Source organism: Ruegeria halocynthiae (assembly GCF_000743705.1).
GTDB lineage: Bacteria > Pseudomonadota > Alphaproteobacteria > Rhodobacterales > Rhodobacteraceae > Ruegeria > Ruegeria halocynthiae_B.
This window is the reverse complement of record NZ_JQEZ01000001.1, coordinates 107,631-124,218: the sequence shown is the minus strand read 5'-3', so window position 1 is coordinate 124,218 and position 16,588 is coordinate 107,631. Positions and strand designations below refer to the sequence as shown.

11 protein-coding genes and 1 pseudogene are annotated in these 16,588 nt (G+C 54.0%); 8 read left to right on the top strand and 4 right to left on the bottom strand.

Features of this window, described 5'->3' with window-relative positions; genetic code table 11:
• Window positions 1–36: 36 nt before the first annotated feature.
• Complete coding sequence (locus tag JT51_RS00525) at window positions 37–2,451, bottom strand: glycosyltransferase (RefSeq protein WP_037306743.1); 2,415 nt, start codon at window positions 2,449–2,451, stop codon at window positions 37–39.
• 412 nt (window positions 2,452–2,863) lie between these two features.
• Here JT51_RS00525 and JT51_RS00520 point away from each other — a divergent pair, with 412 nt between their 5' ends.
• Window positions 2,864–5,113 carry a right-handed parallel beta-helix repeat-containing protein gene (locus tag JT51_RS00520; protein WP_037306741.1) on the top strand — a complete coding sequence of 750 codons (2,250 nt, stop codon included), beginning with the start codon at window positions 2,864–2,866 and terminating at the stop codon, window positions 5,111–5,113.
• Between the two features lie 54 nt (window positions 5,114–5,167).
• On the opposite strand, the gene JT51_RS00515 is transcribed toward JT51_RS00520, so the two are convergent.
• Window positions 5,168–6,631 (bottom strand): lipopolysaccharide biosynthesis protein, encoded by a 1,464-nt coding sequence (locus JT51_RS00515; protein ID WP_037306738.1) that lies wholly within the window; start codon window positions 6,629–6,631, stop codon window positions 5,168–5,170.
• 339 nt (window positions 6,632–6,970) lie between these two features.
• On the opposite strand from JT51_RS00515, the pseudogene JT51_RS22160 reads away from it, so the two are divergent.
• Window positions 6,971–7,088 (top strand): annotated as a pseudogene (locus JT51_RS22160) (IS5/IS1182 family transposase); the annotation flags it as partial.
• Between the two features lie 253 nt (window positions 7,089–7,341).
• Here JT51_RS22160 and JT51_RS00510 read toward each other — a convergent pair.
• Window positions 7,342–8,430: a TylF/MycF/NovP-related O-methyltransferase gene (locus JT51_RS00510; RefSeq protein WP_160175153.1), complete on the bottom strand. Its 1,089-nt coding sequence runs from the start codon at window positions 8,428–8,430 to the stop codon at window positions 7,342–7,344.
• A gap of 366 nt (window positions 8,431–8,796) precedes the next feature.
• On the opposite strand from JT51_RS00510, the gene JT51_RS00505 reads away from it, so the two are divergent.
• From JT51_RS00505 to JT51_RS00480, 6 genes are all read left to right on the top strand, one after another.
• Window positions 8,797–9,252, top strand: coding sequence for a hypothetical protein (locus JT51_RS00505; RefSeq protein WP_037306733.1), 456 nt, complete (start codon window positions 8,797–8,799; stop codon window positions 9,250–9,252).
• Between the two features lie 32 nt (window positions 9,253–9,284).
• Entirely contained in the window at window positions 9,285–10,295 is a 1,011-nt protein-coding gene (locus tag JT51_RS00500; protein WP_037306731.1) for a hypothetical protein, read from the top strand.
• A complete protein-coding gene (locus JT51_RS00495; protein WP_037306729.1) occupies window positions 10,292–11,089 on the top strand; it encodes a glycosyltransferase in 798 nt (265 codons plus the stop codon). The genes JT51_RS00500 and JT51_RS00495 overlap by 4 nt, the downstream gene beginning before the upstream one ends.
• Window positions 11,090–11,177: 88 nt before the next feature.
• Window positions 11,178–12,722 carry an NTP transferase domain-containing protein gene (locus JT51_RS21115; RefSeq protein ID WP_051927374.1) on the top strand — a complete coding sequence of 515 codons (1,545 nt, stop codon included), beginning with the start codon at window positions 11,178–11,180 and terminating at the stop codon, window positions 12,720–12,722.
• The gene (locus tag JT51_RS21380; protein ID WP_081894571.1) at window positions 12,719–13,579 is read left to right on the top strand and encodes a CBS domain-containing protein; all 861 of its coding nucleotides are present in this window, start codon (window positions 12,719–12,721) and stop codon (window positions 13,577–13,579) included. The genes JT51_RS21115 and JT51_RS21380 overlap by 4 nt, the downstream gene beginning before the upstream one ends.
• Before the next feature lie 3 nt (window positions 13,580–13,582).
• Complete coding sequence (locus tag JT51_RS00480; protein ID WP_051927373.1) at window positions 13,583–14,578, top strand: KpsF/GutQ family sugar-phosphate isomerase; 996 nt, start codon at window positions 13,583–13,585, stop codon at window positions 14,576–14,578.
• 615 nt (window positions 14,579–15,193) lie between these two features.
• On the opposite strand, the gene JT51_RS00470 is transcribed toward JT51_RS00480, so the two are convergent.
• The gene (locus JT51_RS00470) at window positions 15,194–16,330 is read right to left on the bottom strand and encodes a Hint domain-containing protein (RefSeq protein WP_235216093.1); all 1,137 of its coding nucleotides are present in this window, start codon (window positions 16,328–16,330) and stop codon (window positions 15,194–15,196) included.
• Between the last annotated feature and the right edge of the window lie 258 nt (window positions 16,331–16,588).

Sequence of the window (16,588 nt, the reverse complement as noted above, 5' to 3'; positions counted from 1 at the left end):
ACGCTGCCCGGCCTGCCGCATATGGGCGTTTTCGCGTTACTCTCGACCGGCATCGGTTCGGGCAACTTTGCCCAAGGTCGAATTCGGCGTGGGGGATTGGGGGCCGCCCGATGTGGCGTAGGCCAGAAGCAGGCGTTCTGCAGTCTGCCGAATGTCGAACCGCTGGCGGATCGTTTCAACCGCATGACCCCCGAGAGTCTGACGCAACCCGGCATCCAGGCCCAGATCGGTCAAAGCCCGGACCAGTTCGTCCAGATTATCGGGTGTGAACAATCGGCCATTGCGGCCATCTTCGATCAGGTCCTCGGTGCCGCCGACATTTGACGCCACCACGGCCAGCCCGGATGCGCAGGCTTCGAGCAAAGCATTGGACAGGCCCTCGCGTGCGGAGGGCAGCACAAAAACATCGCAGGCGCGCAGATAAGACGGCATGTCATCAACATGTCCCAGAAATCGGACGCCGTCCTGTTCCAGCAAGTGAGGCGGAACCTCTTCGGCTTCGCCACCAACGGCCTTGAAGCCTGACGTGGTGTCTCTGTTGGCGCCAGCGATCAGCAGGGTTGCTTCCGGGCAGTGCGCCCGAACCTGGGGCCAGGCCTCCAGCAACAGTGGCAACCGCTTTTGCCGCGCAAACCGTCCGGCGAACAGAAACAGCGATCCGTCGGGGAGGCCGAGTTCCTGTCTGAGAGCGGTTTTCTCCTCTGCTTTGTCGAAGGGGTGGAACCGTTCGGTATCGACGCCGTTGGGGATGCTCAGGATTTTTGAGGCCGGGAACCCGAATTGCTGCAGTTCCTTTTCAATCTCGCTGCTCACCGCGACAAAGCGGGTCACCCTGTGTTGCATGGCAAACCGCCGCAAACCGCCCCCCGTCTTATTCATGATCGACGTTACCTCGCCGCCGCACATGGGTTTCGCAAACAGCTGCCGTCCCGACAGACCGCCGCTGAGGATTCCGGCCAGCATCGGGCTGAAGGTCGAGTGACAGTGAACGACATCGGGGGCATAGCGGCGTATGGCGCGCGCGGCACCGGACAGGAACCGGATCGCGGCCAGCATCTTGGGCCCGTCGGCCCGAATGCGCTGTACTTCGACGCCATCGAGCCGCTCGAATGCGGATAATCCGGGATAGCGGCGCGTGATGACGCGCACCGCGTGCCCCCTGGCGATCATCAGGCGCGCCAGCTGTGCCACCTGTTTCTCGGCCCCGCCAACGATCGGGTGATAGGATGAGATCACCATGCATATCCGCAGCCCCGTCTGCTTGTCCGCGACGCCCGGACCCTGCGTGGTCACAGTCGGTGTCTGTGCAGGGATCGGCGCGGTCAAAGCGACTTGCCGGGTCAGGAACTCTTCCCATTCCCTGACCATCCGGCGGCGGTCGAACAGATCCAGCACCCGCTGCCGGGCTGCCAGAGCCATGGTTTGCCTGCGCTCAGCAGAGGACAGCAGAGTATCAAGAGCCGCTGCCATCTCATCGGGGGCGCCGGGCGCGACCAGCAGGCCACTGACCCCGGTCTCGATGGTTTCGGCGCATCCGTCGACGGTAGTCGACACCGGCACACAGCCGCTGGCCATCGCTTGCAGCAGGGTCAGGGGCAAGCCCTCCCAATGTGAACTCAGGGTAAAGATGTCCACCGCCTGAAAGGTGTTTTCGAGATCACTCTGCCAGGGCAAGAGGTGAACATTTTCCAGCCCCCGCAGGGCTTGTTCGATCTCTTTGCGCAGGCGGCCCTCGCCCGCCATGATAAACTGAACCTCCGGATGTGCCGGGGCGACCTGACGCAGCGCCGCAACATAGTCGAGCGGAGCCTTCTGCGCCTCGAGCCGGCCAAACCAGCCAACGATAGGGCGCGCAGGGTCCAGCCCCAGTTTCTTGGCCACAGCGTCCCGCCGCCCTGCGGGCTGAAACAGTTCCGTATCAACACCGGTGCGGATCACCTGGATGGCATCCGATGACAGCACCCGGTTCCTGATGGTTTCCTGACGGGCATAGTCTGTGATGGCGACCATCTTGCCGCCGAACCGGCCCCCGAGAACTTCAAGCGCCCAATACGCCGGGGCCTTGCGCCCCTGGACCCGTTTCAGGAAGGGCATAGATGCTTGCCGGTATATCGCCGGGCGCCTCAGGTATCGGCCCGCCGCGCGACCGATAAAGCCCGTCTTGCTGCCGTGGCAGATCAAAACATCCACCTCGCGCGCGCGGGCTACTTTAATCACATGACGCAGAACACGCAGATCGCCCAACGGGTCGACTTTGTAACGCGCCATCGAGAACACTTCGGCGCTTAGTCCCAAAGCATCGAGTTCACCTGCGTATGCTTCAGCGCCTTCCGACAGACAGATTGTATGGGATTCGAATCTTTCGTGATCCAACGTGGAAAGAAGCATCTTGTTGTAGAAAGCAATGCCGCCCGTGGCCTTCGTCAGAGCGAGAATCCTGATTTTCTTCATTCCAATACCCGTTGAACACTCGTAACCGATCAGAACACGCCAAACAAAAATCTTACATTTGTGCAGCTGGGGAATGTCAAAGCTGCATTGGGCCGTATTTGCACATTGTGACCTCGGCTTACTTTAGCCGAAATGGACTATTGCGCAGCAAAAATCTGCTCATAACACTATAAACCGCCCAGATGTGGCGGCAACCCGCACAAAAATGCCGCTTCCAAGACAAATTTCGCCGATATGCCGTTTGGAGTTATCGTACTGCCGGTTTTAAATCTGAGCCACGGCGTATAGGCAGCGCCGCGCATGTTGGGATGCATGCAATCCACGGGGCACCACTCAGCGCCCTAATGAAACCAATAGCGATGTGGCGGGCACAAATGATGTGTCCCCCAATTGAGATCGAGAAGGAATTCAGATGGACGGAGATCTGACCAACGCCGGTGCGGCGTTCGAAGGTGCGCAGGGCTTTGGCTCTGACACGACTGGCGGCCGAGGCGGTGAAATCGTCAAGGTCACGACCCTGGCGGATTCGGGACCCGGATCACTCAGATGGGCTCTGGAGGAGCTCGACGGACCACGGATCGTGGTCTTTGATGTAAGCGGCCAAATCCAGCTCAATGATTCAATCGAGATAAATGGCGATGTGACCATAGCCGGTCAAACCTCGCCCGAAGGCGTCACAATATCGGGTGCCAAACTGCGTGTTGTCGAAGACAACGTCATTATCCGCGGCCTGCAGTTCCGTCCGGGTGACGGCGAAGGCGACAAACCCTCGGAGAGGGACGGGATTTCGATCGGCAGCAGCAAACAGACCGTTGAAAATGTTGTCATCGACAGCAACTCGTTCAGCTGGTCGGTCGACGAGCTGATCACGCTCTGGTACGGCCCTAAGAACGTTACCATTTCGAACAATATCCTCGCCGAAGCGCTGGATGATTCGATCCACCCCGAAGGCGACCATTCGATGGGCCTGCTGATTGGTGACGGCAGTTCGAACGTCACAGTGGTCGGCAACCTGTTTGCGCATAACGAACATCGGAATGCCCAGGTGAAAGACGATGCCAAAAACATCGAGTTCATCAACAACCTGGTTTACAATCACGGGCCCAACGGCTTTGAAAGCTACTCGGGAACGACCGCTCATGTCATCGGCAATGTTTACATCAAGGGTGCGGACTCGGCGGATCGCGCACCCATCCGTCTGAATTCACCTGAGGATGGCACGGCCTACTATGTCGCTGACAACTTTGCGGAAGTTGGCGGTAATGCGGTTTCGAAGATTTCCAACGGCTATGTATTCGATCCCAGTAATGTCACGATCATGCCGACGTCCGAAGTCAAGGATCATGTCCTGTCGAATGCCGGGGCCCGCTATCCCGAGTTGAACGCGGTTGATCAGCGGATCGTCAAGTCGGTCGTCGACGGAACCGGCCGCATCATCGATTCCCCCGACGATGTAGGTGGGTATGTGCATGTGCCCAACACCAAAGCCCCAAGCGATCGCGACAATGATGGCATCCCCGATTACTTCGAAGAGCGGCTGGGTTCGAACCCGGATGCGTTCGACGCGCATGGCGATGCCGACGGCAATGGCGTGCATGATATCGAAGACTACATCAACGGTTTGCTGGGCGGGTACGCCGCAGACTCGCAGCCTGCGCCTGCGCCCACACCGGCACCAGCGCCTGAAACCCTGCCTGCGACGGACAATGGCACATCGGACAACAGCGATTCGAGCGTTGGCGATGCATCCGGATTTCGTTTCGAGGCCGAAGACTTCACTCTGAACAACGGATTTGTCACGAATACGCTCGCTCCCGCTTCCGGGGGGCAGGTGATTCGAGTCAAAGAAGGCCAGAGCGGTGAAGCCTCGACCGTGTTCAACGGCGAAAGCGGCACCTATGACCTGAATGTCGGATATTTTGATGAGGCGGACGGCGCATCAGACCTGTCGGTCCTTGTGAATGGCCAAGTTGTCCATAGCTGGACCTGGGATCAGGATCTGGGTTCGAACTATGCGGACAAAGCGACCGCGACCCAGATCACCATCGAAAACGTGAAGATCAATGCCGGAGATGTCATCACCTTCTCGGGAACCGCAGATGCAAAGGAACCGCTCCGGATCGACTATCTGGACGTCGTAAAGCAAGCGGCCGACGGTGGCGATGATGATGCCTCTCTGACAGTTCCGGTGGTGTCACCCCCTTCGAATCCGGATCAAAACACCCCGTCGAATCCGGGCAATGACGCTCAGAAGCATTACTTTGTCGAAGCGGAAACCTTCGATATCGAAAGCGGCTGGAAGGTCAAAAGCAACTCGATCGCTTCGGGCGATGCATATCTCAACGCTGTTGGAGACGGCCCGGCAAAGGCCTCGACAGCGTTCGAGGGCGAAACGGGCTACTACGATATCGTCGTCAATTATTATGACGAATCAGATGGCGAGAGCGATCTCAGCGTCAATGTTGGCGGAGAAACCGTCGACAGCTGGACCTGGGATCAGGAAACCAGCCAGAAACTCGCGACGCGGGACACCCTGACAGGCCGCGTGATCGAAGACGTCTGGATCGAAAAAGGCGAGCTGATCGCATTTGAAGGGACGCCGGATGGCAACGAACCCCTTCGCGTCGACAGCATCGAGTTCTATTCGGACCTTCTTGCGTAAGGCGGGCGTCCGGAGACGGACGTGATTTAACACTAAGCGGGCCGGGTTCTGTTTTCAGGCCCGGCCCGCTTTATGAATCCAGCGCTGTGCAATCTGCTGAAAGACTTCCGGCGCGGTTATGCGCACAGACACAAAAAATGCCGCACCAAAAGCTGCAGTAGCCACAACAAGCTGTATGAGGTTGCTGTCGGTACTCAAAAGGCTTTGCGCGATCATCGCCACCACAGAGGCGCTTACCGCACACACCGCACCGGGCATCAGGGCGCTGAATGTTCTGTGCGCCGAGATATCGAGCCTGCTTTTCAGAAACAGGTAGTGCGACAGAAACTGAATGATCGCCAAAATAACTTGAATGAAGGCCACGGCGACGATGCCATGCGGAACAGCAAGCCACAGCAAAACCAGGAAAAACGGCAGGTTTATCAGGGAAATCTTGAACATCAGGTCAGTTCTGCTGAGGGCCTTCAGAAGATTTCCGGGAACAATGTTTATTGTGCCCACCGCAAATGCAATGGCCAGAAGCTGCATCGGCACAATCATTGCGTACCATTTAGGCGGGTAGAGCACATACACCAGCGGCTCTGCGAGCACCGCAATGGCCGCGCCGGTTCCGAACATCAGAAGGGCACAGTATTTCAGGGCACCATAGTAATAGCTTTTGAGGGCTTCAGAGTCGGATTGAATTTTCGACATAACCGGATGCAGGACAAAGCCTGCTACGTTGATAAGGCTTTTGATCCCGAGTTCGGGAATGCGGTAAGCCAGCGAATAAAGCCCCAGCGCCGAGGCGCCCAGAACCTTGCCGACCAGCAGGTTGTCCAAAAGCCGCGGAGTCGCATTGATGGTTTCCGCGCCAATCAAATGCGCTCCGAAATGTGCGATGTATTTAAGTGTCGCCAGGTCGGGTCTGCGGGTCGGCCACCAGGGTCTGATGATCCACAAAGCGATGGCTCCGACGATGGCGCCACAGAGATAGCCCAGCACAAGCGACCAGACACCATAGCCCAGGACCGCCAGCAGGATCGAAACAAGCCCTTTGGTCAGACCCCGCAATACGTCCGGCACCAGCTTGGCCTTGAGACGCAATTCCCGAACCAGAAAATTTGCGTTCACATTGGTCAGCGCCTGCACCATCAGCGCAATGGCGATGACGGGCAGAAGGTCGCCCAAAAGCGGATCACCGTACCAGTCGGCGATCGACCGTGCGCTCAACCAGATTGACCCGGCCAGAATGCTTGAAAACAACATCCCGCATAGAAGAACTGCGCTGGCTGTCTCTTCCACCTTTTCACGGGTGGAAATAAGCGCAGTCCCCATGCCGAATTGCGAGAGGATCTCGAAATATCCCAGAATGGCCAGGCAAATGGCCATGGTTCCGAATTCTGCGGGTTCGAGATACCAGGCCAGAATGACAATCGATACAAGATTGAGGCCCTTGGTGCTGAAAAAGGAAAGGTAGGCCCATAAAACGTTCCTGACGCTGTCGCCTACGTTATCGGAACGCGCTTTCTCGACCATTGGAATACACTATTAACCTATGCGGTATGCCGCAAAGCACTCGCCTGAAATACAATTACACCGATATCTTTGATAGCATGGATCAGAGAGGTTTGTAAGCGCGCTGTGCAGTCGTGCATCGCCTGTATCACCCGCCTCGGGGGGGAGAATATGCGCACCCGATAAACGGGTGTCAGGGGTATGCCCCGGCAAAGCCGACCCGGAAAGCATAAGGGGCCCGACTTTTCGCAGCTTCTGCATATCTGTGCGGATGCTATCGTATGGCAGCGGTTTGCCGAACCTGCTGATCGAAAGTACAGGCGTCATGCCTAAGGGCGCTTACGACGCGCGCAAACACCGCGATACTGTGACCGGGCATTCTGGCGACGGTGGAGCGGATATCACCGCCGAAGCTGTGCCGAGCTACGCCCCCTCGGGACATTGTTTGAAATTAATGGGCCAAAGCCACATTGCGCGACAAAACACACTCTCTCTTAGATCACGTGGCCAACTGGCCAGGTCCCTGACGCCGCGCAACCTGCTCTCGATTGGTTTGAAAACATCAAGCACCAGGGAACGCGGTTTTGGCAGCCTCGGTCCAAAGTTCACGACAACATCCTTCACGGCAGAAGGGCCAAATTTTCTTTGAGAACTGCATCGGTTGACATGGCGGGTCAAACAACCCGCCATTTTTGCAAGCTTTAGGAAACTTCGTGACAGAGCCGTCGCTGCTATCTCTTCACAAGGAAGACCTGGCCGGATTCCATGAAGATTGGAACAAATCCCTTGGCAATGTCTGTTTTTAGAAAGCGTTCCAAAGCCAACCTGGCGCCGATCAAAATGGGAGTGTGCCCTGCATCTTCACAGATCAATATGCCACCCGGGACGATCTTGGGTGCCAATTTCATCAGTCCAACTTCAACCGCCTCAAGTATGTCCACATCAAGATTTGCGAGTGCAATCTTGTCTATCCCATCCAAGAAATCGTCCGTTATGACGTTGCTGACTTTCACGTTTACTACATTTTTGCCGTGTTTGGCTTCGAGACGCGCTTTTACAACCTCGTACCCGTCGCTTTTGTGCGTTCCCGCCCAAAGCGTATCAGTCGATGTCATCGCTTCTTCATAGTCGAAACCCGAAAAGACATCGAAGAAGTGGAAGGTGCGTTTGGGAAAGTCCTTGAAGTTGTAGTAGTCAAGCATCACGCCAGAGCTGGAGCCGTTGAAACAGCCGCATTCAACCACGTCTCCGTCCAGATGCGAAATTGTGGAAAGCGCCTGACACAGGTTGGCGTAGTCCCCGATCGTTCCAGGGTCTTCGACCTTCAGGTACCCGTTTTGACCCTGCTCATGAAAAGACTCTCTGAGGCTATGCATCACCATTGGGTCATCATACAGGAAACCGCCTACATCATAACCTCCCGTCGCCAGCCATTTCATGTCTTTTCGACTGCAGTAGTCCACAACCGGAAGTATGCTCTGGGCAAATTCCTCGATGAAAACAACAAATATCGAAGCGGGGCTTGATGCGGTGAGTAGGTCCTCTAATCCTGCGACAGCCTGGTCCATCGGAAATGCTGAAAATTCAAACTGGCTAAGGAATTCAGACCCCAAGTTTGAGTTTAGACCTTCAATATCTCCCGCCAGCACGATGTGCTCATACTCTGTCTTGGATGCGAAGACTTCGGATAAAGCGGACCTGACCTGACCCCAGTCCATTGAAGATTTAAGCAAAAGTGATTCCCCCATAAGTCGCTGGCCTCGACATAGCGTAGCCAATATATGTCTTTCGCATTCATTGAGTCGGTCGTCCAGCCACATTTGGCTGCTCTGCACCATCGTCAATGTAGTATCTTGATTATGGTTAAGGACTATTTACCACGCTTGCGTGGAAAACAACTTGGGGGCTTTGTGTTTCGTCCAACACGGGATTTGCCATGACGCTAGGACCCCGTTCAGGCGCTGACGAATAACTCTGCAGCCTTGGCATCCACGGAACACTGGTTCTTCAAGAGACATATATCGACACCCAGGTGGCTGATTGGCGCTCAAACGAGGGTTGCACAACGTTTTGCGATTGTGTGATAGTGCGCCCTGCGAATATATAGGTTTCTCGCTTTACCTAGTGGCCCATTTCCGAGTGTCTGCTAGGCCCATTTCAATTCGTCGACCTACCGGAGGCCAGCCATGCAAATTGCGGCTATCAGCTTGCACGATAAAGTATTGGCTTACGCATATGTCGAGAACGAGCAGATGTCGGAATCAGCGGTTGGGCGGCTGTGGTCCCTGTTGACCAATGGCAGCGTTGCTCTGGACGAGAGCGACTTTTGGCTTTTGGTTGAGATGCTGGGGCGAAAGTTGAAAGTGCTGGCTTCAGAAGGCGTTATCGCTGCCGAAGCCGTACATTTGGTCGTAAATGACGTATTGGCCTGCGCCGTTTCCCGATCAATGGCACACCGCGCCACGGCGTTGGGAAGCAAAAAAGTACAAGCATTTATTGACGATATGTCGCGCATTCGGTTTCCCAGTGACACTATGATTGTAGATCATTTCCGAGACATAGATTTGGCAAAGCTGAACGAAGACCCGATGGGTCAGTTACCCATGGATGTTCAAAAGAGTATTGCCGAGAACATCAAGTAAATGTCCGAACATGCAGAAAGCGCCAAAAGATAATGACAAAGATGCAAAGCTCGGGACCTGAGGCGGCAGAAAACTGGACAATTTATCTGAGTGGCGGCGTCGGCGACATTATGATGTCACTGATATGCCACCGTATTCAGTTCGGAAAACTACCTGTGAAAGCGATTTGTGCAGAAAAACAGCTTCAGTCCGCGATCACTGTTGATAGCCTTGTCACACGGATGTATTTCCCCGACCAGCTTCCGGCTAGCATAGACGCCGTTGATGATGGTCTTGCCAAATCTCTGTTCGATGACTTGTCCGATACGCGCGAACTGGATTCCGAATTTGGCCCACGTATGTTGTACGTCAATGACCAGATTTGCCTGTCGCGATGGGTGTATTTTACTCGCAATTGGGAAGAGTTTAAGTTTTCTGCTTCGGCGTGGCTTGAAACCTATGCACGATTCAATCGCGTCAATGAGATCTTAGCACGCAACTTGGTGTTGAAAAGCGAAGCGCCAAAGCGTGGGAAAGAAGCGCTGAGCCTCGCTGTTGCCGAAGGCCGCCCCATTCGCGTGAATGTCGCGATACATGCGAACAGTGTCATGACCAACCTGGACGCGCTTATAGACAAGATCTTGGGTGTTTTGGCGTGTCTACAAAAGCGAAATCCTGTGACCCTTGCAGTGCATCAACCCAAAGACGGGCTTCGACCTGACGGGTTTGAGCAAAGCAGTGATGGGTTCAAGCTGGGTATAGAGAGGCTGATCGCCACCCTTCAGCCCGAAGGCGTTACGATTGTCGATGGTCCATTTTCCGATGTTGTCGAAAGCCTTGAAAGCTCGAACCTTCTTATTGCTGTGCGTTCGGGAACCTGTGACATCGCGGCGGCACTCGGCGTGCCGCAGATCAATTATTATGACGATGCGATTGCACAAAGGATCTATCGTCACAGCCCAACAGAGCAAGCGTTCCCATTGGAAGGTGGTAATCTGGGCGTTGTTGCCTTTCAAAACCTGCCGCCGGAACTCGCAGGTGCGCTTAAGAAAGAGATGGCATGACAATTATTTCCATCATCACCACGACCCGAGATAATTTTGACAGTTTGAAGATTACCGCGGAAAACCTGAAGTTTCAGGAAGCCGGGACTTTCGAATGGCTTGTGTACGACGGATCTCGTACAGAAGAGCGTGAGCGCATCGAAGCCTACGTGACACAAATGGGGCAGGATATGGACTGTCCGGTCACCTACAAACACTCGGTTGATTCAGGGTTTTATGATGCTGCCGGCAAATCCGTCAAATACGCTAACAGTGATTATGTCCTGTTTCTGAATGCCGGTGATGTTTTGACCGAGAACAACACCGCGTCAAAGATGGCGGCAGAACTTGAGGCGCATACGCCCGATATCCTGCACGGGCAGAGCATCTACGTGAACGCGGACGGCGAGGTAAATTTGCATCGCGGAAGACCTGCCGATGAAGTGTTGAAAGGCATCGACGCTGAAGACGACTACATCTATTTTCAAGACTTGGTATGCCAGCAAGCCGTTGTTTACCGCAAAAGCATCTTTGATCGCTTTGGCTTCGACGATGCATACTGGATCGCAGGAGACCACGAACATTTTCTGCGGTGCGCGCGGGCTGGCCTGTCAATGCACTATTGGCCTCATGCCATATGTATCTACTTCGCAGGCGGCTTTTCCTTCGTCTATGCGCAGAATTGCAAGATGGAATGGTTGCGCGTGCAATTGCAACAAGTGGCGGAAGGGGCAGAAGTAAGTGGCCTGCTGCCTTCAAAAGTGTTCCAAACCCTTAATGCATACTTGCCTATCCTCCGAGGCGGAATGTCATGACCGAATTCCCAAATCAGATGGTGTATTGCCTTTTGCACAAGATTTCTTTTCTGTTTACAACCGCTTTAACTCGAACTGGTGATATGTGATGACATCTGAAAAAAGTGAGCCAAACCAAAAAATCAGATTCATCATTCAGGCTGGTGGACGCGGTAGCAGGCTACGTCACCATACGTGGAACAAGCCCAAATGCCTTGTTTCGGTCAAGGGCAAACCGATCCTTTATCATTTGTTCGACCGCTTCCCGGATGCTGAATTCACGGTTATTGGCGATTATCTGTTCGACATTCTTGAGAGCTATCTCAAGATTAATCCTCCAGCGCCGACGGTGAAGATCGTAAAGGCAAGTTCCAAAGGTACGGCGTCGGGCATTGCAGACGCCTTTGCCGAAATACCGGATGATGCTCCGGTTTTTCTGGCTTGGGCTGACTTAATCCTCACTGATGATGTCGTGCCGGACCAAACCGATCGCCCGACAGTCTTTGTGACCGACGCATTCACCTGCCGATGGGTGCGCGATGAACATGGCATGCTTGTTGAAAAGCCCGGTACGCATGACGGTGTGATGGGGCTATTTTTCTTCCCCGCAGGTGTCCGCCCGTTTGAGATGCCAAATGAAGGAGAGTTTGTACGCTGGCTGTCTGCATTCTCCGATCAGTTGAACTATCAGACAATGAACGCGGCGGAAGAGCTTGGCGACTTTGCTCGGATCGAAGGGATCAATCAGGATCAGGCGGTTGCGCGCTTCTTCAACTCTGTCAAGGTTGATGGGGACCGTGTTGTCAAACGCGTGATAGACCCGGCATATGCGGACGTGCACGAAAACGAAGTGGCATGGTACACCCAAGCACGCGCTCTTGGGTTTACGCGTATTCCAACAATCCATAGTACCGAACCTCTGACCATGACGCGGATCAAGGGTAAGCATGCCTTTGAGATGCATGATCTGAGCGACAGGGAACGCGGTGCCGTTGTTTTCGACCATATCGAAAGTCTTGCATCGCTGCATGACCGGCAAACAGCAGAGGCTGACGTCGAGGCAGTGAAATCCGTCTATATCGACAAGACGATTGCACGAATTGAGCAAGTACGCTCAATCATTCCCGGTATTGAGCAACCCTCATTTACCATCAATGGAATGAAGTGTAAAAATTACGCCCACCCGTCGCAGGCCGATGTCATCCCGGGTCTTTTAGATCAACTTATCCCGGACAGCTTCCACCCAATACATGGTGACCCGACCTTTTCAAACACGCTGGTGGATCAGTGGTTGAGGTGCTGGTTTATCGACCCTCGCGGCTCGTTCGGCACCCCTGGGATCATGGGAGATCGCTACTACGACTTTGCGAAACTCTATTACTCTGCGGTTGGGCACTACGACGCGTTCAATCGGAAGAAGTTCAAACTCTACATCGATAGCGAAACTGTCGAAGTACTTATGAATGACCCGCCGTACGCAAATGTGGCAAAGGAAGTATTCAACGAGTACTTTGGTGCGGAACTGGGGCGCATAGAGCTGCTGCATGCGCTGATATGGTTGTCCTTGACCGGTTATGTGAAGGACGATGTTGACTCCATGATTGGGTCCTTCTACCTCGGCATGTATTGGATGCAAATAGGGCTGTCGCGATGAAAGCAAAGCTGAAATTAAGCATGCTCGATCACACATGGTTCATTGATGTGGATGGAACCATTGTCGTTCATAACGGACATAAGAATGGCGGTGACCGCCTGCTCGCTGGGGTTGCTGAGTTTTGGGCGAAAATTCCGGAAACCGATACCATCATCTTGTGCTCGGCCCGCACCGCGCAGGAACAGGAAGAAACCCTGGCCTATCTTGACTCCCACGGATTGCGGTATGATCAGGTAATCTTTGATCTGCCACCCGGTGAGCGGATTGTGGTCAACGACTTGAAACCAAAGGGCCTCGCCTGCGCTATTGCGGTGAATGTGCCCCGTGATCACGGCCTCCACGATATTGAGCCCTGTCTCGCCGACGATCTGGCCGAGGACAGTGACACCCAGATGTCGCGTTTCGAAAGACATCTGCGGACAAAGCGTGTTGCAGATTATGTAGAAACCAAAGATGGGGCTGTATTCGGGCTGAAACAAATAACCTATATGGACGTTTCGAAAGCCTTGATGGAGCGCAATTATGGTATCGTGATGCTGGTGGACGACGCCGATAAACTGGTCGCTGTGGCCAGCGACGGAGACGCACGCCGGGCATTTTCCAAGTTTGGGCCGCTCAGTCTGTTTTCGCTGCTGGCGTCCAAGTTTGCGACAGTCGATCCCATCACATGCCACGAGAATGAAACCTTGTGGGACGCGCTTACAAAGATGGAGAAGGGACAGCGAAAGATCAGCTGCCTTCCTGTAGTTAACGACGCGGGTAATGTTCTAGGTGTGATTACATTGCACAATATTTTGGGTCTGATCCTGGCGGAAGTTGCCGATGGGTCCCCCACGTCCTACCCGTTTTCCGGATAAAGAATGATGACCGAAAATAGTTTGAAAACCCTAACGTCGAAAAACAGCCCAGCAACTGTTGCGGATGCCGTGTTGGAAACTGAGATTGCTGGTTTGCAGAAACTCCGACAGACGACACTGACGGATACGGCGTTTACAGATGCGATAAAGCTATTGGTAAGCTGCCGGGGTCGGATCGTGGTCACCGGTATCGGAAAGTCCGGGCACATTGGGCGCAAAATGTCCGCGACGTTTTCTTCAACTGGGCGCCCATCCTATTTTCTGCACGCCGCAGAGGCCAATCATGGCGATCTTGGATTGATCACCAAAGAAGACGTCGTCATCGCGATTTCAAATTCGGGCGAGTCGCAAGAGCTGTTCCATACGCTTTCGTATTGTCAGAGGTTCGGCATCCCCATTATTGGGATAACTGCCAGACAGACAGGGACGTTGGCGCAGCAATCGACCTATACACTTCTGCTGCCGGAAGCCGAAGAAGCGTGCCCACTTGGGCTGGCTCCGACCACATCGACGACGTTGACGCTGGCGCTTGGGGATGCGCTTGCTGTGGCAACGATGACGGCAACGGGCTTCACCGCCGATGGGTTTCATGTCTATCATCCGGGCGGGAAGCTTGGCCAGCTTCTGACACTGGCGCGTGACATAATGCATACTGGCGACGCACTTCCGCTGGTGACTAAGGGTACTTCCTTGATGGAGACCCTGTTGGAAATGTCCAGCAAGCGTCTAGGGTGTGTGGGTGTTTGCGACACTGACGGTTCATTGATCGGAATTTTTACCGATGGTGATTTGCGTCGTCACATGTCTGCTGTCAGCCAAGAAACGCCGGTGGACTGTATGATGTCCGCAGATCCGCTGATGTTGAACCCGAACGAACCCTTGAGCGTCGTGGCACGTACAATGTCGGAAAAACGCGTTCCTTCCGTGTTCCTATGTGAGGACAAGTGCCCCAAGGGTATCTTGCACATACATGATCTATTGTCGCGCGGCTTGGTGTAGGCGTGCTAGGTTAATAAGGCCACAGGGCCACAACGGTTTTTAAAACTTTAGGCTCTGTTTTAGCTTGCGATGCGTTTCCCTGATCTTTTGGGCGTTTTCGCGACCAAACCATTTGATCATCCGGGCACGGCGCACCTCGCGCTTTTGGTGGATACGTGCCTGTTTCAGGATCAACTTTGCAGGCAATTCGTTTGCAGGCGAATTGGTTGGGGTATGATCAAAACTTGAAAGGTGTTCCATCACGGCAGCGTATCTGGCGGCTGCGATGTCTTCGTTATCTCTCGTATCCAAAGTGATTGTCCTTGTTTCGTGACACAAAGTGCTTTGTGGGTATTGCAAGCAGGCTTACTGCATCCAGCAGGTGCAAAAAAGGTCTTAAATTCATAGATTATTATGTGGGTCTGGTGTGAAGTTTTCGCGAGTATCTAAATTTGCGCGACGTCAAATGCTCGATTAGACCACGATACGCTCGAAAACGACCGGGCTTTCCGAGGCAGACCCTATGCCTCGTTTGTCGCCGTCGCTCGTGTTCATTCACCAGACAGGCTCTTCTTTCCGACTTTCTTGCCGTGGAAGTTGGGTAAAAGACATGGTGAAGCGCGGGATGCGGCGAGATCAAACAGTTGAATTCGGCCCCGTTGATCCGCCGAACAGAGGTTTATGATTAGCCTGATGCCGTTGGACAAGCTTTTGCATGAGCTTGCCCTTTTGTGGGACATACCGCGCAGAGGGGGCCTTGAAATGCGGCTCAAAGCACTCTGGAAACAGGTCTTTAATCTCCTGCTGCGCCTCTTCCGACACCGCCTTGAGAGCTTCGGGGCCAATAAAGAGGCTTTCTGTTGGTGCCCCGTTGGACCAGATGATCTCATGGGCGTCCAGCAACAGATGGAAATACTCTATACCGTCAAACGTATCCTGCAGAACCTCGACGCCATCCAGCGAAAGGAGTTTTTTCGCCGGGATCAGAACGTCCTCGCAATCAAACATGCGCATCGCAACCGCTGAAGACACCAGGATACGATGCTGAGGCGATACGATCAGGTCTTGCTTGGGGTAACCCGCCCCCAAGGCGTCCGCCCGGATCAGGATAGGTTTCAGCCGTGGATGCGCGTCAAGTTCAGCACGGCTCAAACTGCGAGAGCCGATCCAGCAAATGGGCTTATAGCCATTGTCGTAGGTAAGGATTTGATCCGTAACCTGTAAGTCTTCAACGCATACAGGGCCCTGCGCGGTCTCGATCAGTGTTCCGGCGGCAAAGCAGGGTACGTCGACAAACTCTCCATCTGCGACCGTGGGTCCGGTCACAATCTGATCCACGACAATGGTATTGGGACCATTGTCGTTCCAAGCATCTGGAACCGCCGCCGGGTTGACCGTCATACCATTGAAAAGTTGTAAAGGCTCAAGCGGCCCATCTTGCGATTTCACGCCAAACAATGTGACAGTTCCGTCGGGGTTTATCTCCAGGCGGACGACCGGCTCACCATTGGTGTTTCCAAGCTGCCAGACTTCGGGTGTGTCAGCCCCGTAACGGTCGCCATCGGCAAATCGAATGGTTTGACCCGCGGTGGCGTTTTGCTGGAACTCAACCTCATTTGGTGCGCCCGCCGGACCCCCAATAAAAAGATCAACACCATTGACTTGAACGCTGAAGCTGTTGTCCAGCGTATCGAAATCAATAACGAGACCACCACCGGGCGTCGTATCGGTGAACGTGGTGGAACCACCGCCGCTTATGCTGAAGTTTGCCATTTGACTACTGATCAACCCCGAAATTCTTCGACCGTACTAAAACCATATAAGCTGGTCTTTTCAAACCAAAGTTTGTCCTGCGTATACAGGAATAGTAAATTGGATTTTAATGGCAATTTTGCGGCAATTGCCATCATAGCCTGCTCGTTCACCAGAAAGTGCTCGGTAGATTGTCATCTTTGAAGCCACGAGGGTTCGGGTGATCTTTTAGGCATCACCGACGTCGGCCTGTCATTGGGCTTCCCAATCATCTCGGGT